The organism is Agathobaculum sp. NTUH-O15-33 (genome assembly GCF_033193315.1).
GTDB lineage: Bacteria > Bacillota > Clostridia > Oscillospirales > Butyricicoccaceae > Agathobaculum > Agathobaculum faecihominis_A.
Window position 1 is genome coordinate 1,196,391 of record NZ_CP136187.1, and the last position, 20,158, is coordinate 1,216,548.

The 20,158-nt window shown below is 57.7% G+C and carries 16 protein-coding genes and 1 other annotated feature (1 of these 17 running past the window's edge); of the genes, 11 read left to right on the plus strand and 5 right to left on the minus strand.

Translation table 11 applies throughout. The features are described from left to right. Nucleotides 1-23 precede the first annotated feature (23 nt). From RWV98_RS06255 to iolG, 3 genes are all read left to right on the plus strand, one after another. Nucleotides 24-227, plus strand: a complete 204-nt coding sequence (locus tag RWV98_RS06255; RefSeq protein ID WP_317864558.1) for a hypothetical protein — start codon at nucleotides 24-26, stop codon at nucleotides 225-227. A 347-nt stretch (nucleotides 228-574) separates the two neighbouring features. After that, on the plus strand, nucleotides 575-1,360 hold the full coding sequence (locus RWV98_RS06260; protein WP_317864560.1) for a TIM barrel protein: 786 nt from the start codon (nucleotides 575-577) through the stop codon (nucleotides 1,358-1,360). Nucleotides 1,361-1,423: 63 nt separating this feature from the next. Next, nucleotides 1,424-2,434 carry an inositol 2-dehydrogenase gene (gene iolG / locus RWV98_RS06265; protein WP_280961013.1) on the plus strand — a complete coding sequence of 337 codons (1,011 nt, stop codon included), beginning with the start codon at nucleotides 1,424-1,426 and terminating at the stop codon, nucleotides 2,432-2,434. Between the two features lie 143 nt (nucleotides 2,435-2,577). Here the strand turns inward: iolG and RWV98_RS06270 are convergent, their stop codons facing one another. Then, nucleotides 2,578-3,996: a GntR family transcriptional regulator gene (locus tag RWV98_RS06270; RefSeq protein WP_317864561.1), complete on the minus strand. Its 1,419-nt coding sequence runs from the start codon at nucleotides 3,994-3,996 to the stop codon at nucleotides 2,578-2,580. 282 nt (nucleotides 3,997-4,278) lie between these two features. Between RWV98_RS06270 and RWV98_RS06275 the strand changes: the two genes are divergently transcribed. Both RWV98_RS06275 and RWV98_RS06280 read left to right on the plus strand, forming a co-directional pair. Continuing rightward, nucleotides 4,279-5,976: a methyl-accepting chemotaxis protein gene (locus RWV98_RS06275; RefSeq protein ID WP_317864563.1), complete on the plus strand. Its 1,698-nt coding sequence runs from the start codon at nucleotides 4,279-4,281 to the stop codon at nucleotides 5,974-5,976. Between the two features lie 83 nt (nucleotides 5,977-6,059). Continuing rightward, on the plus strand, nucleotides 6,060-7,880 hold the full coding sequence (locus RWV98_RS06280) for an ATP-binding protein (protein WP_317864564.1): 1,821 nt from the start codon (nucleotides 6,060-6,062) through the stop codon (nucleotides 7,878-7,880). 61 nt (nucleotides 7,881-7,941) lie between these two features. Here RWV98_RS06280 and RWV98_RS06285 read toward each other — a convergent pair whose 3' ends face one another. After that, complete coding sequence (locus RWV98_RS06285; protein ID WP_317864566.1) at nucleotides 7,942-9,588, minus strand: M56 family metallopeptidase; 1,647 nt, start codon at nucleotides 9,586-9,588, stop codon at nucleotides 7,942-7,944. Then, complete coding sequence (locus RWV98_RS06290) at nucleotides 9,572-9,964, minus strand: BlaI/MecI/CopY family transcriptional regulator (protein ID WP_317864568.1); 393 nt, start codon at nucleotides 9,962-9,964, stop codon at nucleotides 9,572-9,574. The genes RWV98_RS06285 and RWV98_RS06290 overlap by 17 nt, the downstream gene beginning before the upstream one ends. Nucleotides 9,965-10,899: 935 nt before the next feature. Here RWV98_RS06290 and RWV98_RS06295 point away from each other — a divergent pair. The 4 genes from RWV98_RS06295 to RWV98_RS06310 all read left to right on the plus strand — a co-directional run bounded on the left by RWV98_RS06295 (nucleotide 10,900) and on the right by RWV98_RS06310 (nucleotide 15,977). Further along, nucleotides 10,900-12,027 carry a Gfo/Idh/MocA family protein gene (locus RWV98_RS06295; RefSeq protein WP_280961016.1) on the plus strand — a complete coding sequence of 376 codons (1,128 nt, stop codon included), beginning with the start codon at nucleotides 10,900-10,902 and terminating at the stop codon, nucleotides 12,025-12,027. 15 nt (nucleotides 12,028-12,042) lie between these two features. Beyond that, the gene (locus RWV98_RS06300; RefSeq protein ID WP_280961017.1) at nucleotides 12,043-12,921 is read left to right on the plus strand and encodes a sugar phosphate isomerase/epimerase family protein; all 879 of its coding nucleotides are present in this window, start codon (nucleotides 12,043-12,045) and stop codon (nucleotides 12,919-12,921) included. 171 nt (nucleotides 12,922-13,092) lie between these two features. After that, entirely contained in the window at nucleotides 13,093-14,694 is a 1,602-nt protein-coding gene (locus tag RWV98_RS06305) for a solute:sodium symporter family transporter (protein ID WP_317864571.1), read from the plus strand. Nucleotides 14,695-15,002: 308 nt separating this feature from the next. Further along, nucleotides 15,003-15,977 (plus strand): sugar ABC transporter substrate-binding protein, encoded by a 975-nt coding sequence (locus RWV98_RS06310; protein ID WP_280961019.1) that lies wholly within the window; start codon nucleotides 15,003-15,005, stop codon nucleotides 15,975-15,977. Between the two features lie 1,010 nt (nucleotides 15,978-16,987). Here RWV98_RS06310 and RWV98_RS06315 read toward each other — a convergent pair. Continuing rightward, entirely contained in the window at nucleotides 16,988-17,821 is an 834-nt protein-coding gene (locus RWV98_RS06315) for an AraC family transcriptional regulator (protein WP_280961020.1), read from the minus strand. A 79-nt stretch (nucleotides 17,822-17,900) separates the two neighbouring features. After that, nucleotides 17,901-18,398 (minus strand): thiol peroxidase, encoded by a 498-nt coding sequence (gene tpx, locus RWV98_RS06320; protein WP_317864573.1) that lies wholly within the window; start codon nucleotides 18,396-18,398, stop codon nucleotides 17,901-17,903. Nucleotides 18,399-18,547: 149 nt separating this feature from the next. Between tpx and RWV98_RS06325 the strand changes: the two genes are divergently transcribed. Both RWV98_RS06325 and RWV98_RS06330 read left to right on the plus strand, forming a co-directional pair. Next, nucleotides 18,548-19,582 (plus strand): SPFH domain-containing protein, encoded by a 1,035-nt coding sequence (locus RWV98_RS06325; RefSeq protein WP_317864575.1) that lies wholly within the window; start codon nucleotides 18,548-18,550, stop codon nucleotides 19,580-19,582. Between the two features lie 36 nt (nucleotides 19,583-19,618). Beyond that, complete coding sequence (locus RWV98_RS06330) at nucleotides 19,619-19,792, plus strand: TA system antitoxin ParD family protein (protein WP_280961023.1); 174 nt, start codon at nucleotides 19,619-19,621, stop codon at nucleotides 19,790-19,792. A 112-nt stretch (nucleotides 19,793-19,904) separates the two neighbouring features. Next, nucleotides 19,905-20,158, plus strand: a binding site (T-box leader) (it continues 7 nt past the right edge of the window).

The following is a 20,158-nucleotide window of genomic DNA, read 5'->3' on the forward strand; positions in this document are numbered from 1 at the left end:
CGGCCTTTTCTGTGCTTTTTCCTGTGAAAAGCACAGAAAAAAGCACAGGCGGCCGCGCCGCCCGGACGGAAAAAAAATTTAAAAGCGCCGCGCGCGGAACGAAAAAACATATCGCGCGTAAAACCGCCGGAATATCGTCGATATTCGGCGGTTTTTGTCATATAATCGACGCTATTGAACAATCAGCCAAAAAAGTGGCCGCCGGTTTGTGCGAAATAAAGTATTGACAAATCGTGTGTGCGAAAATATAATAAAGATGCAAAAGCACAGAGGGGCGAATGACCGAGCATTTGCCTTTCAAGGGAACGGATGAACGCGCGCTTTCGCCCACCGCCGACAGGGAATGACCGAGCATTTCCAAACCGGCGCGCGGCGCGGGCAAGCGGAGATCCGCCGGTTCGGAAGGACGGATGACCGAGCATCCGCACGGACGAAGGGCAGGTTTGACCGAGCAAACCGGCCCCCCATCCGGCAGGTGCTCGTGCATTTTCCCTTTATGGAGGAAAACCAATCACCCGGCGATCGCCGCGGCCCAAAGCCGCCCGGTCCCAACGTCAAAAAGGAGGAAGAACATATGAAACTCATGCGTTCGGCTTGCATCGAACCGATGTACTCTGAAATCCCCTTCCTTGATCGTTTTCAGGCGGCCAAGGACGACGGCTTTGAATTTGTTGAGTTTTGGAGCTGGACCGACAAGGACCTTGACGCGGTCAAGGCGGCGGCCGAAAAGGCGCAGATCGGCATTTCCGGCTTCAACGGCGACGCGGATTTTTCGCTGATCGATCCCACCCATAAGGAAAAGTACTTAGAATTTTTGAAGCAGTCGGTCGCGGCCGCCAAGAAGATCGGCGCGCTGTCCGTCACCATCCACTCCAACGCGCTGGGCGACGGCGGCGTGGTCGTCAACCACTACGACGAGCTGTCCGACACCGTCAAGATCTGCTCGATGTACGACATGCTGCTCGAGTGCGCCAAGATCGCGGAGGAAAGCGGCGTCGCCATGAACCTTGAGCCGCTCAACATCACGACCGACCACGTGGGCAACTTCCTCGCGCACACCCAGATGGCCGCCGAGATGACCCGCCTGATCGGCTCCCCCAAGCTGAAGGTGCTGTACGACGTGTATCACATGCAGCTCAACGAAGGCTCGATCTGCGACACGATCGTGAAGAACGTCGACCAGCTCGGCCACATCCACGTGGCCGACGCGCCGGGCCGCCATGAGCCGGGCACGGGCGAGATCAACTACCACAAGGTGTTCGAGTGCCTCGAAAACGCGGGCTACACCGGCAGAGTCGGCTTTGAGCTGTTCCCGCTGACCGATACCAAGACCGCCGCGAAGGCGATCATGTCTTACTAATGCTACTGTCCCGGACAGTTGTGATTTAGACGAACCCATAGAAGAAGAAAGAAGGAAAATGAAATGAAAGTAGGTATTATCGGTGCCGGCCGTATCGGCAAGGTGCACGCGAAGAACATATCGATGTTCGTACCTGAGATGGAGATCAAGACGATCGCCGACCCGTTCATGAACGAGGAGACCGAAAAGTTCGCGAAGCAGTGCGGTATCCCGAATACCACCAAGGACGCGAACGACATCCTGAACGACCCCGAGATCGAAGCCGTTCTCATCTGCTCCTCGACCGACACGCACTCCAAGTACATCATCGAGGCCGCCCACGCGAAGAAGCACATCTTCTGCGAAAAGCCGGTCGATTATGATCTGAACAAGGTGCACGAGGCGATCAACGCCGCGAACGAAGCGGGCGTTAAGCTGCAGATCGGTTTCTGCCGCCGCTTTGACCACAACCACCGCGCCGTGTACGACATGGTACGCGAAGGCAAGGTTGGCAAGGTCAACATCATCAAGATATCCTCCCGCGATCCCGAGCCGCCCCCGGTATCCTACGTGAAGGTTTCCGGCGGTATCTTCTACGACATGATGATCCATGACTTCGACATGGCGCGCTTTCTGGCGGGCAGCGAGGTCACGGAGGTAAGCGCCATCGGTTCCGTGCTGGTCGATCCCGGCATCGGCGAGGCCGGCGACGTGGATACCGCGCTCGTTACCCTGAAATTTGAGAACGGCGCCATCGGCGTGATCGACAACAGCCGCAAGGCCGTTTACGGTTACGACCAGCGCGTCGAGGTGTTCGGCTCCGAGGGCTGCGCCCAGAACGAGAACGACACCCCCAACACCGCTGTCCTGTCCACCGCGGACGGCGCGGTACACGGCGTGGCCTACAAGGTCATGTGGGATCGCTATACCGGCGCGTTCGTTGCCGAGATGCAGGCGTTTGCCGATGCGATCGCAAACAACAAGGAGACCCCGGTCACGGGCATCGACGGCCTGTACCCGGTGCTGATGGCAGCCGCCGCGACCAAGTCGCTGCATGAAGGCCGCCCGGTCAAGATCTCCGAAGTGGAAGTGTAATTCCTAAAGCTACTCTCAATCTTTCTCTCCTTAATAAAGAGCGCCCCGATCGTGGATTTTACCATGATCGGGGCGCTTTAGCTTGTCAAAGAACCTCTCGCGCCGCAGGGCTTTACGTGTTTGGCAGCAACCCTCCGCCAACTTTACTGTATGCCATGCGCGGCAAGCTGCTCGGTCACGGCCCCGACCTCGTGGGAAAAGATTTTCTCCAATTTGGCGGCAAAGGCCGCCGCGTCGCCTTGTTCCAAGGCGTTGACCAAGAAACGGGAATGCGGCAGGTAATTCGTGTGAATGGTTTGCTGTGTGCCCTTCATACCTCGGAACGGGACGCCCCAGAAAAGCTGTTTATATAATTCGGTATAAACCGTCTTGATCGTTTGGAAGGGGGCGGCTACGGCGATCAGTTTTAAAGAAACCGTAGGGATCAGATCCGATTTGCCCATGCGAATACAGCCGTACAGCGCTTCAATCCATTGCGCTTTGGTTGCAGCGTCTAGCGCGGCTATGGTGACAGTGGCCACACTCCGGCAGGAAAGCGCGAAGAGCTGAAGGCTTTGCTTGTAATCCAATAGGCGCTTTTTAACGGTCGGGCTTGATAAGTTGCAATTCTCGCAAACCTGATCCAAGGAAAGGATCTGCGTGCCGATACCGTTTATGGTTTTGATGATGCCCAGATCGTTCAGCAAGGCGAGCGTGTGGCGGATCGTGCTGACCGATACATGCTTTTCCTCCGCAAGAAGCTTGAGGGAGGGCAAAAAGCTTCCTTCGGCATACTCGCCATAGACGATCGATCTTAAAATCTCAAATGCCACGGAATAGCAAAGCTGAGAAGTCTTTTTGTAGCTGCTCCACGTAAAAGGGATTTGCTTCTCGGCGGCGGGCATGGTGATGTAGTTCTGAAAGAACTGCTCGATAGCAATAGAATAACCGTTCATATGCGCTGTAATATGCGATGAAAGCGCCGCCCAGTCCTTTTGCCTGCAAAGCTGTATTTGGCATGGGATAGAAGAAAACTCTTTGCGTATGTGCAACGCGCGTTCCCCCAAATTTAAGAATGGCAATAAATAGGCGATATATACCATGCGTATCAGGAAAAGAAGCATGTCGTTCTTTAAAGAGCCATACACCAAATGCAAAAAAAGAATCGCCGAATAGGAGAATGACTTGTGCTTTGTCGTAAGCATGGCCGGCATTTGGGACAGCGCTTCGGGCGAAATATTTTTCCAAGCCGTCAACTGGATGCCGCCAAACAGATACGGCATGGAGTGGCAAAAATCAAGCAGGCTGTCTTTGTGCTGTGCAAAGAAGGTTTGAATATTGTGTTCGATGTCCTCCTCGTCGTACTTCACTTTTACCACGGTGCCGATGCTTTTTAAAAGCGTGATATATCCTTCGGTTTGCAGTTTGCGGTACACATGGCGGATAGTATCAATAGAAACCAAATGCAATTCCGCCATGTCTTCCATGGTCGGAAGGTGCTCGCCATAACCGTAGGTGCCGAATTCAATTTGTATTTTTAAGTTGTTATATACGATTTGGTTCAATTCCAGCAATTCTTTCAAGCGAATGCCTCCTATGGGGCCAGTCATTATGCTAATAATCTATAATAGTATAACATTGCGCGGGGCGGAATGCCATATGTTTTCCAAGGTATTGCTGCGTTTTGGTTGCTAAATTCCTTGTCGTTTGTTATACTTTTAAGTAGGTATATAAACAAGGTGGATGTAAACAAGGTGGGGCGGAAAGCTTTTTGCAACCCTTCTCAAGAACCCCCGGCGCGGGCGTGGGGGCCAAGTACGGGGGCAGAATATATAACCGCTGTTTAGGAGAAGGGGGAAACCAACGTGCTCAAGAATGTAAAGATTAGAACGAGGCTGCTGATATCCTATGCGATCATTATTCTGCTTTGTTTATGCGCCAGTATCGTGGGGCTTTTTCTGTTGGATCAGATCGGCGATAATCTGACCAGCTTTTATGACAACAATTATACGGTGACCGTCAATGTAGCGACCGCGCAGCGGGAAATGCAATCCGCGCGGGGCGATATATTGCGGGCGATCATAGAACCCGATCAAGATATCACGGAACAGATGATCGATCGAGCCAGCGCCAGCCTTGCCACCATGCGCGGGACGTTTCCGGTCATCCGCGGGGTATTCAAAGGCGATATGACGCTGATGGACGAGGCGGACGAGATTTTGGAAAAAGCGGTCGTCTATCGCGATCGGGTGTTTGAATTGACGCGGGCAAACCAAACGGAGCAGGCATTTTCTGTCATGAAGGGCAGCTATGTGCCGCTTTTAAACGATATGGCGAATACGCTGCAAAGCGTTGCGGACGCCGCGGGGAAGAATGCTCAAAAGATGGTTCAGCAGGGCCGGCATGCGCAGGAAACGGCGATCGTGCTTGTGGCGGTCATTCTATTTTTGAGTATTGCTCTGGCGGTCATTATCGGATTGTACATATCCAACACGGTGCGCAAGCCAATCCACCAAATTGAAAAAGCAACGCAAAAGCTGGCGGAGGGGGAACTGGAAGCCGCGTGGGTCGATTATCATGCGAAAGACGAACTGGGCGAGCTGGCCGATCATATTCGCAGCTATATTGGCGCCCAAAAGGAGATCATTTTTGATATCGCCCATGTGCTGGGCGACCTGTCCAAGGGCGATTTTACCACCCGGCCAAACGCATTGGAATCGTATCTGGGCAGCTATAAAGCGATACTGAACGCTATGAAAGAACTGCGCGATAAGCTGAGCGACACGCTCCTGCAAATCAATTCTTCCGCCGATCAGGTATCGATAGGCGGCGAGCAGGTGGCCGCCGGTTCGCAGACACTGGCGCAGGGCGCGACCGAGCAGGCTTGTTCCGTGGAGGAGCTGGCGGCGTCCATTGCCGAGATATCCGAGCAGGTATCCAAAACCGCCCAAAACGCGCAGGTGGCCCGTGAGCAAACCATGCAGACCGGCAGCTCCGCCGCGGATTGCAACCAGCAAATGAAAAAGATGATTGCGGCAATGGATGAGATCAACCGTTCGTCCTATCAAATTGAAAAGATCATTCACGCAATGGAGGAGATCGCCTTCCAAACGGAAATATTAGCGCTCAACGCGGCGGTGGAAGCGGCCCGCAGCGGCGCGGCCGGCAAGGGCTTTGCCGTGGTTGCGGATGAGGTGCGCAGACTGGCCAATCAATCGTCGGACGCATCAAAAAACACAGCCGTTTTAATCCGAAGCTCGATAGAAACCGTGAAAAACGGAATGGATATTGCCGCTGAAACGGCGCAGGCGCTTTCGCAGGTGGTGCAGAGCACGCATATCGCTTCCGCCACTGTGGACAGCATCGCGGATGCCGCCAAGCAACAAGCCGCCTTTATCACGCAGTTGACGGCAGGGGTCGAACAGATCTCCCACGTGGTGCAAAACAACACCGCGACTTCGGAAGAAAGCGCCGCCGCCAGTGAAGAGCTTTCCGGGCAGGCGATGCTGCTGAAAAGTCTGGTGGAGAGCTTTAAGCTGCGCGGCGACCAAGCGCTCTCCTGATGCAGCGCCGCGCGGATAAGGCGGGGACCTTGGGCGCCGTGATACAAAGGAAATCATATTGGGGGGGGAAGAAAAGGTACGGTATGAAAGATAGAACAAAAGCAGGTTTATCAAGGCTTACGCTCCTGATCTGCATCGTTACGCTCCTGTTTGCGATAATCAGCGTATATACGGCCGGAAGGATGCGGGATACCGCGCAAAACGTATATGAGCACCCCTATGCCTCCAGCAACAGCGCGCGGGGTATGCGCTCGCGTCTGCTGGATATGAAACGGTTTGTCAACATATTTTTGACATATGATTTCAAGGGGGCGCAAAATACCCGCGCGCTTTTTCAGGAACGGTATGATATGCAGATAGAAGCGATTCATACCCTTTATGAAAAGTATTCAGGCCCCAAAGAGGATGTGGACGCTTTGCAGGCGGCGATGGACGAGCTGATCGCAAAGCAAGACAAGGCCATTGACTTTGCCATGGACCATACGGAAGACGAAACCGCGGAATATATCACGCGGTATGTGTACCCCCAATATGACCTGATCAGCGACCGGCTCACGACGATCATAGACTTTGCCGATCAGAAGATTTGCGAACTGACAGAGACCTCGCGGCGTACCGCGATGCTTTCCATGCTGGTCGCGCTGCTCCTCTCAACGGGCATTATTTTTCTAAGCGTCTATTCAAACTGCCGGGAGCAGAAGGATATTGAAACCCTGAAGAACCGGGAGCATGCGCTGCAAGACGCGCTGTTGATGGCGCAAAAGGCCAATAGCGCCAAAAAGGATTTCCTTTCGTGTATGTCCCACGAGCTCCGAACGCCGCTGAATGTGATTACTGGAATGACCGCGATTGCGGGCGCGCATCTGGACGACCGCGACCGCGTGGAGGATTGCCTTTCCAAGGTCACATTTTCTTCGCGGCATTTGCTGAGTATTATCAACGATGTGCTCGATATGGCCAAAATGGAAGAGGGTAAGCTATCCATCAACAACGAGCCGTTTCAATTACAGCAGCTGTTGGAACCGCTGGCCGATTCTTTTAACGCGCAGGCGGCGGAATTGGGCCTGCAATTTACGTGCGATAACAAAGCTGATACGGGCCAGACCTATATAGGAGATTATAGGCGAATCGATCAGATTTTACTGAATCTGCTTTCCAACGCAATGAAATTTACGCCAAAGGGCGGGCAGGTCCGGTTGGAGGTACAGCAAATGCCGGCCCAAAATGGCGAGACATGGCTCCGGTTTATCGTCAGCGATACCGGCATTGGTATAAAGGAAGACTTTTTAGAACATATTTTCATACCGTTTGAACAGGCTGACAGCAGCACATCCCGAAAATATGGGGGAACCGGACTGGGTATGGCGATCACCCATAACTTGACCAGCCTGATGCGGGGTACCATTCAGGTGCAAAGCAAGCCGGGCGAAGGCTCTGCCTTTACGGTGGAGCTGCCGTTCAAGACGGTAACGGAACAGGAGTGCAAGGCGGACGAGCCCGGCGCGCCCACGATTCCGCAGTGCGCGGGTATGCGTTTCCTTTTGGCGGAGGATAATCTACTAAACCGTGAAATCGCGGTGGAGATTCTCGCGGCGACGGGCGCGGAAATAGACGGCGCGGAAAATGGAAAAGAAGCGCTGGAACGGCTGCTTGCCGCGCCGGCCGGTTATTATGATTTGGTATTCATGGATATACAAATGCCTGTTATGGATGGATACGAAGCCGTAAAACGCTGGCGCGCAAGCGCCCATCCGGATGCGAAAACCTTACCGGTGATCGCAATGACAGCCAACACCTTGCAGGAGGATGTCACAAACGCGCTGGCCGCGGGTATGAACGGACATATTGCAAAGCCCATTGATATAACGGTGCTGTTTCAAATAGTAACGGACAACATAAAGTAAAAAAAGCCAAGCCCGAACGGTATGCGAGAGATACCGTTCGGGCTTGGCTTTTTGTCGCGGGTTAGGCGTTCGCACCGTCTGTGCGCTCGGTAAATTCCACGCCCGTGTAACCGGTCAGCGAAATTTGCAGGCGGTTCGCGGCGGCGCCGTTCCGGTAGGTAAAGCCGGTTTCGGTTTTGGTAAAATAATCTGGGTATTCCAGCATGTCGTACCGGGTGTATTCCTCTTCCGCCGCGGTGAGCGCAATATCGCTGTTTTGGAATCCGTTCGGGGAGGAAATCTGAATGCCGGAATCGGCGGCGGTGACAAGGATATTGTCCGCCGCGTTTTCGGGCAGGTCATAGCGAAAGTCGCCGTAAAGCACGTTTACGTTCAGCTCCCGCTGGGCGCCGGGCACATGCAGCTGGACAAAGTCCGTCTCGCCCATCTTGGCGACCTTGCCGGATACGGACACGGCCCACCGGCCGTCGCGCTCGGTCATGCGCACGTCGTAATAAGCGCTGTCGTAGCTTGCGGTGATCTCGTTTTCGGCGGCGGGCAGCAGCTCCACGCCGCCGCTGTAAATGTCCAGATCGATCGGGGGACATTGCGCGCCGTCCGGCAGGAGACCGCTGCCGGTCTGCATACCGGCGACGGCCGAACCGCCGGGCGCGGGGGTGGTTTTTCCGGCGGGCGCCGCCGCGTACGCGCCGATCGCCGTCGCGCCGACGCCCAGCGCCAGCGTGATCGCGAGCGCCAGCGCGCCCGCCGCCTTGGAGGGTTTACGATAGCTCATAATCGCTTCCAACCTTTCTTTTAAAAGCGCGCCGCTTTCGCCCAGCGTGACGGAGGAAAGCGAATCCCGATAGCCGCCGCCCGCGCCGACGGCGTGAAGCAGCGTGTCGCCGTAGGCGCGCCGGTTATCGCCGTCCAGCGAGCGGACGACAGCCTCGTCGCAGGCAAGCTCGCACGCGCGGTCTATTTCCCGGGCCATGACGTGGACGAGCGGATTGAACCAGTGCAGGCACAGCGTGAGCTGCACCAGCCATTTATAAAACAGATCGCGCCGCCGGTAGTGCGTCAGCTCGTGCAGCACGGTATAGGAAAAATCCGCTTCCGACAGCGCGGCGGTGGGCAGCACGATGCAGGGCCGGAAAAAACCGATCAGCAGCGGCGAGGAGATCAGGCTGTTCACGCATAGCTCCATGGGTCTTTTCACGCCCGCCCGCTCGCCGAGCAGCGCCAGCCTATCCAGCAACGCGGGATCGGCTACCGCCGTGTTGCCCGCCTTCAAGTAGCGCGCAAAGCTCTGATAAATGGTGACCTTGCGAAGAAGCAAAAGCAGCGCGCCCGCCAGCCAGACCGGCCAAAGGTATGGCGTGATCGGCCTGACCGCCCACAAGGCCCGCCGGAGAACGGCGGCGGCCCGCGCGCCGCCGCTGTCCGAAACGGCGGGGGCTTCCGGCCGCGGCGCGGGCGTTTGGCTGAGGGAAGGGGAATGGGCCGTTTGCACGACCGGCAGGCGGCCGCTTTGCTGAAACAGCGCATCTATGGGGCTGCCCTTTGCCCCAAAGGGCAGAAGCAGGCGCAAAATGACCGCCAGCCAGATATAATACTGCCACCGCTTGCCGGCCCGGCCCCGGAGCAAGGGTTTTATAAGAAGAAGGAGCAGGATCAGCGCCGAGCCGGCGAGCGAGAGCGATAAAACGGTTTTAAGTATCTCGTTCATGGCCGTCGCCGCTCCCTTCCCAGAACCGTTTCAGCTCCTCGTAATCCTTTGGGGTGAGCATTTCTTTTTGAATCAGCGTGGAGATCAGTCCCTTGGCGTTGCCCTCGTACAGCTTATCGAGCAGGTCCTTGGTCTGCGCCGCCTGATAATCCGTTTCAGTCACCACCGCGGTGTATTCGTTGCGCCGCCCAATCTTATTGGTTTGCAAAAGCCCCTTGTCGACTAGGCGGGACAGCAGAGTGATGACCGTGTTTTTCTGCCAGCGGTTGCCCGCCGCGGCAAGCTGCTCCATGATGCGGGCGTAAAGCGCCTTGCCGCCCTCCGCCCAGATGATCTTCATGAGCGCAAGCTCGGAATCCGATACCTGTACAGTCATGCTTCTCTACCTCCTAAGATAACGGTTTGTAGTCCTAACCTTAAGATAACACTTTGTAGGCCAAATGTCAACCCAAACAATCTTGGGGCCAATGGATTTAGTTAAGAAAAGCTGACTCCTATGCAACATAGCGCCGCCCTTTGGGCCTCCCCGCGACGAGGGCATAGGCGTAAACTGAAGCAGCGTATGCATTTGAGCTTCCCCCGACGAGGGGAAGCTGGGCCGCGCGAAGCGCGGGTCTGATGGGGGGCGTAAGAACCATTGGTATTGATGTGCGCAGTAACCTTCCAATGCGCCATTCGTTACGCCCCCCATTCGTCACGCGCCTACGGCGCGCGCCACCGCTCGCATATAAATGCCACACCGTGGCAAATAAAGGAGCGAGGGCTACGGCCTCCCCTCGTGGGGGGAAGGCCAAAAAGCGCTCTGTGCGCGCCGTCTCGAAGGGACGTAACACTTCCTGAGAAACCATGTCTCTTCGCTCGGCCGTACCGGCCTGTTTGATGCACTCACTTATCCCGGTGCTTCGCTCTCGGCGCGCCGAGGGCGTGGTCCAGACCAGCTTCTCTTGGCCTTCGGCCAATTCACCTTCTCGCGCCCTACATGTTCGGTGCTTGCGTTACTTTTTTCTCTTGCCTGACCTTATCTGAATGACATTGGCCTTGGGGCGAGGTCTTTTGTTGACCGGCGCGTTTTTATATACTTTGCCCAATCGTTGGGGGGCCGCGTTGTACAAGCCGTCGAACCGGTTTTGACAGAAAGTAATTTATGTATAGAATAAGAGCATTCGTTGAAATGACAATGCACGAAAAAGGCCGTATAATACAGTCAAACAGAAGAACACGGGGAGAAACAAGAACAAAACCGGCCGGTAGTTCGCCGCGTTCTTTGTGAAAATTAAAATTATCATATAACATTTTTGGGAGGAAATCGTCATGAAGGAAATCAGAATCGGTTTGGTAGGCTCCGGATGGATGGGCAAGGCGCACTCCTCGGCCCTCAAGGACGCGGAAATGCTGTTCGGCCCGGAATACGGCGTGGCTTCGTACGAGATCGTGGCGGACAACAACGAAGCGGCGGCGAAGGCCGCGCAGGAAAAGATCGGCTTTCGCCGCATGAGCACCGATTGGCGCGATGTGGTGACCGATCCGAACGTTGATCTGGTCGACATCGCCACCCCGAACGCGTTCCATTACGACGTGGCCAAGGCCGCGCTGGAAAACGGCAAGAACGTTTACTGCGAAAAGCCGCTCAGCCTGTCCGCGTCGCAGTCGGCCGAGCTGGCAAAGCTCGCAAAGGAAAAGGGCGTGATCAACTACGTCGGCTACAACAATGTGATGAACCCGGCGAACGCTTACGTCAAGGACTTGATCGAATCCGGCGCGCTGGGCAAGATCATGCGCTTCGTCGGCTCGTACGATCAGGATCAGCTGCTCGATGAGAGCCTGCCCCTCGTATGGCGGCATAAGAAGGCGCTGGCGGGCGCGGGCGCGCTGGGCGACCTCGGCTGCCACCTGATGAGCATTTCGCAGTACTTAATGGGCGATGTGAAGAACGTGAACGCGCTGGCCTCCACCGTGTTCCCGAAGCGCCCGGTCGCGCCCGGCTCCACGGAAATGGGCGACGTGGAAAACGAGGATATCATGCAGTTCATGGCGGAATACGCGAACGGCGCGATCGGCCAGATCTCCTGCTCGCGCGTGGCCACCGGCCGCAAGAACTACCTGTGCTACGAAATTCAGGGCACCAAGGGCACGGTGCGCTACGATTTGGAGCGCATGGGCGAGGTGCAGGTTTACTTCCAAGGCGATAACGAGCGCGACCGCGGCTTCCGCACGGTGCTGCTCAACCCGCTGATGAAGGGCTACAACGCTTTCCAGCCCGCGGGCGGCATCTCCATCGCGTATAACGATATGAAGATTCTGGAGGTTCACGAGCTGTTCTCCGCAATCACCAAGGGCGCGCCCTATGTTTGCGATTTTGAGTTCGGCTATAAGATCGACCGCACCGTTGACGCTGTTCTGGCATCCGCCGAAAAGCGCCAGTGGGTCGAAGTAAAGTAAGGGAGGAGCGGAATTATGTCTATTAAAGTAGGTATCGCGCCCGATTCTTGGGGCGTATGGTTCCCGCAGCACGAAAAGCAGACCCCATGGCAGCGCTGCATGGATGAAATGCGGCAGGCGGGCTACGACGGCGTCGAGCTTGGCCCTTGGGGCTATTTCCCGAACACCAACCCCGAACTGAAGGACGCGCTGGCCGCGCGCAGCCTTTCGCTGGTCGCGGGCACGGTCGGCGGCGACTTCTTGGACGACGCCTCGATCGACGCGATGTGCGAGACCATTGACGATATCGCGGGCCTGCTCGCGGATTTCCCGGAGGCGCGGTATATCGTGCTGCTGCCCGCCATGTACACCGATTTGGAGACCGGCGCGCCCGTGTGCGACCCCAACCTGACCGACGCGCAGTGGCAAACCTATTGCAAAAACGTGCAGCGCGCGGCCAACCGCGTCGCCACCCACGGCCTGATCGGCGCGTTCCACCCGCATGTGGACTGCCATGTCCAGACCGAGGCGCAGATCGAGCGCCTGCTTCGCGATACCAATGTGATGCTGTGCTTCGATACCGGCCACCATGTCTACGGCGGCGGCGAGCCGGTATCGTTCTACTTAAAGCACGCGGACCGCATCCCCTATATCCATATCAAGGACTGCGACCTTGCGGTAAAGGCCAAGATGGACGCGGAAAAGTGGTCGTTCGCCAAGGCTGTCACCGAGGATATCATGGTGGAGCCGGGCAAGGGCAGCATCGACTTTGCGGGGCTGCACGACGCGCTCGTCGAAAAGGGCTATGACGGCTGGGTCGTCGTCGAACAGGACCTGTTCCCGGTCAAATCCTTTGACGTACCGCTGCCGATCGCGCGCCAAGGCCGTGAAAACCTGAAAAACGCCGGTTTCTGAGCCGCCCGCGCTTGCTAAACACCGCCTGATTCTCATTTCTTCTCTTTCCGTACAGCGCCCCGCATCCCTTAGCCGCTATAGCGACGAGAGATGCGGGGCGGCTTTATCAGATGGACTGAGAAACTGTTACAATTATGCAAGATACCGTAAGATAAAAGAAGGGGGAAAGCTATGTTTGCACTGATCACCTTTGTCGGGTTCACCGCGCTGGTCGCGCTAATCTCGTGGCTCAAAACCAGAGGGGACAACGTATCCACCAAGGAGGGCTACTTCCTCGCGGGGCGCGGGCTGTCGGGCGTCGTCATCTGCGGCTCGCTGATGATGACCAACCTATCCGCCGAGCAGCTCGTCGGCCGGAACGGACAGGGCTACGCCGCCGGTATGACGGCCATGGGCTGGGAAGCGATCTGCCCGATCGCGCTGACGCTGATGGCGCTGTTCTTTTTGCCGCGCTACCTAAAGCTCGGCGTTACGACCATACCGGAATTTTTGGAAACACGCTACGACCGTAAAACCCGCGTTTTGGTCTCGTTCATTTTTCTGGTGGCCTATATCGTCACCATGCTGCCGCTGGTGCTGTATTCCGGCTCGGTGGTGATGGAGCAGATATTCGGCGTGTCCGAGCTGCTTGGAACCGACCGCTTTGTCGGCATCACGCTGATGTGCGTGGCCCTCGGCGTGATCGGCGGCATCTACGCCATTTTCGGCGGCCTCAAGGCGGTCGCCGTGTCGGATTCGCTGAACGGCGTCATCTTTATCGCGGGCGCGGCGCTGCTGGTGCCCATCCTCGCGTTCGTCGCGCTGGGCGACGGCAGCTTGATCGAGGGCGTGCGCGCCTTTGCCTTCCATACGCCCAAGGGTCACTTAAATTCCATCAGCCCGGTGGACGCGCTGCCGCCGTATATCCCGTGGCCGATGATGCTGATCGGCTGCACGATCAACCACGTTTCCTACTACTGCACCAACCAGTCGATCATGCAGCGCGTGCTCGGCGCGAAAAGCTTGGCCGAGGCGCAAAAGGGGTCGCTCTTGTCCGGTATTTTGCTGGTGTTCTGCCCGCTGTTTCTGGTGGTGCCGGGCATCATCGCGTTCGTCATGTCAGGGGGCGGCCTGCCCTCGTTCGATCAGGCGTATCCGTGGCTGCTGCTGCAAATTTTGCCCAAACCGCTGGTCGGCTTCTTCGCCGCCGTCATGTTCGGCGCGATTTTATCGTCCTTTAACTCGGTGCTCAACAGCTCGATGACGATGTTCACGCTCGACGTGCTGCCGGTGTTTTCGGGGAAAAAGCGCGATGATTTGCAGCTCATCCGGCTGGCCAAGCGTTTCGGCATCATCCTGTGCCTGCTTTCCATCGCCATCGCGCCGTTTTTGATGTATCTGCCCGCCGGTATTTCCACCTTTCTCAACCAAATGTGGGGCTATTACGGCGTGCCGGTGCTCGCCGTCGCCGTGATGGGCATGCTGAACCGGCGCGTGCCCAATATCGCGCCCAAGGTCACCATCGCCGTGCATATTGTTTGCTATGGGCTGATGATGCGGCTGCTGCCGAACGTGCATTTCCTGTACTTTGAGACCGCGAGCTTTGTGATCGACATTGTGCTGCTGGCGCTGTTCGCGAAATTTTATCCGCGCCCGGCGGCTTATGAGCTGCGCACGGATCAAAGCGCCATCGATATGACCCCGTGGAAATATCGCTACCCGGTCATTGCCGTGACCTTCGCCGTCATGGCCGGTATGTACGCGCTGTTTTCGCCCATCGGTCTCGCCCGTTAGGGGCGCGCGAAAAACCGCCTTTGCCCGCCGGGCGAAGCGCGGTTTTTTTTGTGCTACCAAGCGCTTTGGGAACTTTGAACAAGCGGCGAAACGCTTTGTTGTACATGTCGCATAAGCGGGAGAAACACAAAGTAATTTATGTATAGAATAGGGGCGCTGAATGAAATGACAACCGCGCTCCGGGGCGGTATAATACAGTCAATCAGAGGAACAAGGGGCGAATGGAGAACAAAACCGGCCGGTTTTGCGCCGTGTTCCGCGAGAGGAAGAAAGATGATCCCGTGAGATTTTAAGGAGGAAAAAAGCACATGAAAAAAAGAACATTATCCGCGCTGCTCGCGGCGGCGATGGCATTCTCCCTTTCGGCCTGCGGCGACCAGCCCGATCAGGCGGACCCCGCGGCGGACGGCGCGGCGGAGGGCAAGACGACCGTCGGCTTTGTGGTAAAGGCGCTGGACGATCCGTATTGGATGCTGATGAAGGCGGGCGCGGAGGACAAGGCGGCCGAGCTTGGCGTGGAAGTGAAATTCATCGCCCCCAATTCGGAAAGCGACGTGCAGGGGCAGGTAACCAGCATTGAAAACCTGATCGGCAACGGCATCAACGCGCTGTGCTGCGCGCCGTCCTCGCCGGACGCGGTGCTCCCCGTGTTTGAGCGCGCCGACAAGGCGGGCATTCCCGTGCTGGCCGTGGACACGGATACGACCTTCGCGGGCAAAAAGACGTTCATCGGCACCGGCAACGAATCGGCCGCCAAGCTGGGCGGCGCGTACGTCGCGGAGCAGCTGGGCGAGGGCAAGAACGCGGTCATCATCCGCGGCCGCTTGGGCGATACCACGCACGACGAGCGCGAAGCGGGCTACCGCGCCGCGCTGGAAGAAGCGGGCTGGACGATCATCGAGGTAAAGGCGGCCGATTCGGACGCGGAAAAGGCGATGAACATCACGCAGGACATCATCCAGCGCTATGACAATATCGACGCGATTCTGGCCACGGCGGATCATATGGCGCAGGGCGCGCAGCGCGCGATCGAGGCCGCGGGGAGCGACATCGCGGTGCTGGGCTTCAACGGTTCGGCTTCGGCTGTCGAGCTGGTGCTGCAAGGCAAAATGCTGGGCAGCGTCGCGCAGGCCCCGTATGAAATGGGCGCTTCGGGCGTGGAAAACGCGGTAAAGGCCGCGAAGGGCGAAACGCTGGAAACGCGCATCGAGACCGGCGCGGAGGTCATCACCGCGGAAAACGGGCAGGCCTATCTGGACGAAATCAGCGAACTGAGCAAGTAAATAATGCAGAAGCGGCGTTCCCAGCCGATGGGGAACGCCGCTTTTGCTCGTTGAGGCTCGCTTCGCTCGCGATAAAATGCGCGGCGGTAGCCGCGGAGGTACGTCGCGCCGCCCGGCGCGGGGGCCAAGGGGAAGGGAACACCTGACGGTTTTCCCTTCCCCTTGGAACTCCATTCTTTTCCCTTCTCCTGTATGAGGGCGGGGCGTGCCGCCCTTTGAGTTGTCGTGCGGTTTGGGGGTGTGCCGGGTCGGGTGCCTAGGGATTCAGTGGATGGGTGCCTTCGCTCGGCCGGACCGGCCTAGTTTCGCGCGCCCACATTTGCTGGCGCTTCGCTTTCTGCGGGCTGACCGCAGCCCGCCGAGCGCGAAGCACCCGGGTGTGTGGGCGCGCAAAACAGGCCGGTTCGGCCGAGCGGAGTAGCCCGTCCACTGAATCCCTAGGCAGCCGAAATTGCACGCCGCAACTTATACGCAAAACAACAGGGCGGCAAACGCTGTCCAAGTCAGGGGCAAGGGAAAGCGTGGAAGTCAAGAGGGCGAGGAAACCGTTAGGTGTCCGCGCCCTTTTGCCCCTGCGCCGGGCGGCGCACTATGATAGCGAAGCGCTGGGCCGCGCACATCATGAACGCACGCCCTTACGCCCCCCATCAGTCACGGCTTCGCCGCGCCAGCTTCCCCTCGTCGGGCATAAGCGTAAACTTAAGCAGCGTATGCATTTGGGCTTCCCCCGACGAGGGGAAGCTGGGCCGCGCGAAGCGCGGGTCTGAAGGGGGGCGTAAGAACCATTGGCATTGATGTGCGCAGTAACCTTCCAATGCGCTATTCGTTACGCCCCCCATTCGTCACGCGCCTACGGCGCGCGCCACCGCTCGCATATAAATGCCACACCGTGGCAAATAAAGGAGCGAGGGCTACGGCCTCCCCTCGTGGGGGGGAAGGCCAGATCGCGTGCGCTGCTTAAGTTGACGCTTATGCCCTCGTCGGGGGAAGCCCAAATCATGCACACCGCGTTAAAACTGCACCCGCCGAAATTCGGAGGGCGTCATGCCGTTGCTTTTGCGGAAGGCGCGGGCAAAGTGCGAAGCGCTGTTGAAGCCGCATTGCTCCGCGATCTGCTCAATGGAAAGCGGCTGCGCCACCAAAAGCTGCTTGGCCTGTTTCAGGCGGTAGGATAGCAGGTATTCGTGCGGCGTGCAGCCCGCGTACTTGCGGAAGCAGCGGATAAAGTGCGAGGTGCTCAGGCGGCACAGGGCCGAAAGCTCGCTCAGCTCCACCGGCTCCGCAAAGTGTTCGTCGATATGGCGGATGGCGGGGTAAAGCAGCGCCGACATGGCGACGGCGTGCTCCTCCGGCGCGGCGAGCTTGCTCAATATGCGGTGCAGGTTCAGCGAGATCTGGTGCTCGTCCGTCGGGGTGGACTGGGCGGCGGCGATCACGGTCTCGAAGCTCTGGCGCAGCGCGGGGATGCGCTCGCCGGAAAAGACGATGCCGCTCTGCTCGATCAGGTAGCGGGTGTAGGGCGCGCTCGCGTTCCCGTAAAAGTGCAGCCAAAGAAATTCCGCCCCCTCCGAGCAGTAGTAGCGGTGCGGGCGGCGGCAGTCCAGCAGTACGATCTCGCCCGCGGAGGCGGCGTCGCGCCGCCCTTCGGCCTCCAAATGGAGCGAGCCGCCGCACATATACACCAGCAGGAACAGCTCAAGGTGCTCGCGCGCGATGTTGTACCCGTCGGTGCAGTAAAAGTGGCCGAACTGCGGGCAATAGTACAACGCGCTTTTGGCAAAGTCCGATGGAATGGAAAAATCCATAAAGGAGGTTCCCAGCACGCCGGTATCGACGATTTTCAAAGCGTATCCCTTCTTTCGGCGGCAATTATGGATAGCTTTATTATACGGGCTTTGCGCGGCGCGCGCAAGCGGTTTTCCGTTAAACGAACTGCGTTTTCAGGCAGCCGATCGCGGCGGCATAATCCGGGTGGTCGGCCACCTCGGGCACATACTCCGCGTAAGCGATTTTGCCCGATTGGTTGACGATGAAGACCGCGCGGGTCAGCAGGCCCAGCTCCTCCAGCCGGGTGCCGGTGGCGCGGCCAAAGCTATGGTCCTTATAGTCGGACAGGACGCGCACGTTTTTCACGCCCGCCGCGCCGCACCAGCGCGCGGCGGCAAAGGGCAGGTCCATGCTCACCGCGAAAACCGAAACGCCGGGCAGCGCGGCGGCCTCCTCGTTAAAGCGGCGCACCTCCGCGTCGCACACGTCGGTATCAAGCGAGGGAACGGTCAGAAAAACGCGCACGCCCGCAAGCGCGGCGCCGCGCACGGTGGCGAGCGACGAATCGGTCAGCGAAAAATCGGGCATGGCGTCGCCCACGCGAAGCGGCTTGCCGGTAAGCGCGACGGGTTTTCCCTTAAATGTGATCTCCATGGCGGATCATCTCCTTACTTTTTTAAAAGTATGTCCAGTTCGGCGTAAATTTGTGCGCGCGCAAATATTTGTTTTTTCCCTATTGACAACGGGCTATCATAGGAATATTATAGTGATATCAAAATGATATTAGAAACGAGGGATAAACAATGGTACAACATGATGGGCGGTACGAGGAAAAGCTCCTGAAAGCGCCGAACGGTCTTGCCGTGCTGTTTCTCAATATTTTGCTGATGATCGTTACGGTCGGCGGCATGGTATGGGGCGGTTTTTTGGTCGGCGGCGAGTCGAAGGGTCTGGTCGCGTGGGGCGTTGTGCTTCTGGTGATATGCATTCTGTACTGGTGCTTGCCGTGCTGGCTGATCTTTGCGGGCGTGAAGGTGCTTAAGCCGAACGAAGCGCTGGTGCTCACCCTGTTCGGCAAGTACATCGGCACGCTCAAGGGCGAAGGCATCTTCTTTGTCAATCCGTTCTGCTCGGCGGTCAACCCGGCGGCGGAATCCGCGTTCGCGGCCGCGGCGGAGGAAGCGGCGGAGACGGCCGCGCGCGGCGGAAAGACCACGACCGGCAAGCTCGGCACGAGCGTGCAGCGCGGCAAGCGCCTGTCGCTCAAGACCATGACGCTCAATAACGATAAGCAGAAGATTAACGATCTGCTCGGCAACCCGATCATCATCGGCATTGCGGTCATTTGGCGCATCGAGGACACGGCCAAGGCGGTGTTCGCGGTGGATAATTACCGCGAGTTCCTTTCCATTCAGTGCGACGCGGCGCTGCGCAACACCGTGCGCCTGTATCCGTACGACGTTTCCGAATCGGGCGATGAAAAGAGCCTGCGCGGTTCGGCGCAGGAGATCGCCGCCGTGCTGGCCGAGGAAATTCAAAAGCGCGTGGACTGCGCGGGCCTGCGCATCGAGGAAGCGCGCATCACCACCTTGGCTTACGCGCCCGAGATCGCCGCCGCCATGCTGCAGCGCCAGCAGGCGAGCGCCGTAATCGACGCGCGCAAGATGATCGTCGAGGGCGCGGTCGGCATGGTCGAAATGGCGCTGGGCCAGCTTTCCGAAAAAGAGGTTTGCGAGCTGGACGACGAACGCCGCGCGCAAATGGTATCCAACCTGATGGTGGTGCTGTGCGCCAATAAGGAAGCCCAGCCTATTGTCAATTCGGGCAGTATCTATTAAAATAGAAGCAGGTTTTAAAGAAAGGGGTGAAACGCCGTGGCGGACAAGGAAAAAGCAAAAAAACAGGTGCCGCTGCGGCTTTCCGCCTCGCTGTACGACGAGATCGCCCGTTGGGCCGAGGATGAGTTCCGCTCGGTCAACGGGCAGATCGAATTTCTGCTGACGGAGGCCGTGCGCCGCCGCAAAAAGGGCAAGCAGCAGGACGAATGAAGGCGGGCGCGGCGCGGGGCCCGGCGGCGGCGCGCGGAACCCGCTGCAAAAAAATATCAAATTTGCGCTTGACAAATTATCACGCCGGGCATATACTGTGAAACAGAACAAAGCAAAACCGCAGAGCAGGAGTAAGTAAGAACGAAACCGCGCGTTTCAGAGAGCCGCCCGTTTGGTGCGAGGGCAGCCGTGAAGGACGTTCCGAATGGACCTGTGAGGGCAGCCCCAAACCCGTTGTTTCTTCGGGGAGTAGGCGCTGACGGGGTTCCCGCCGTTACCATGGGAGGGCGCGTGTCGGCGCGTCTGTAGAGCGGGCGTTTTTTATAACGTCAATTTGGGTGGTACCGCAGAAGTTTCGGCTTTTGT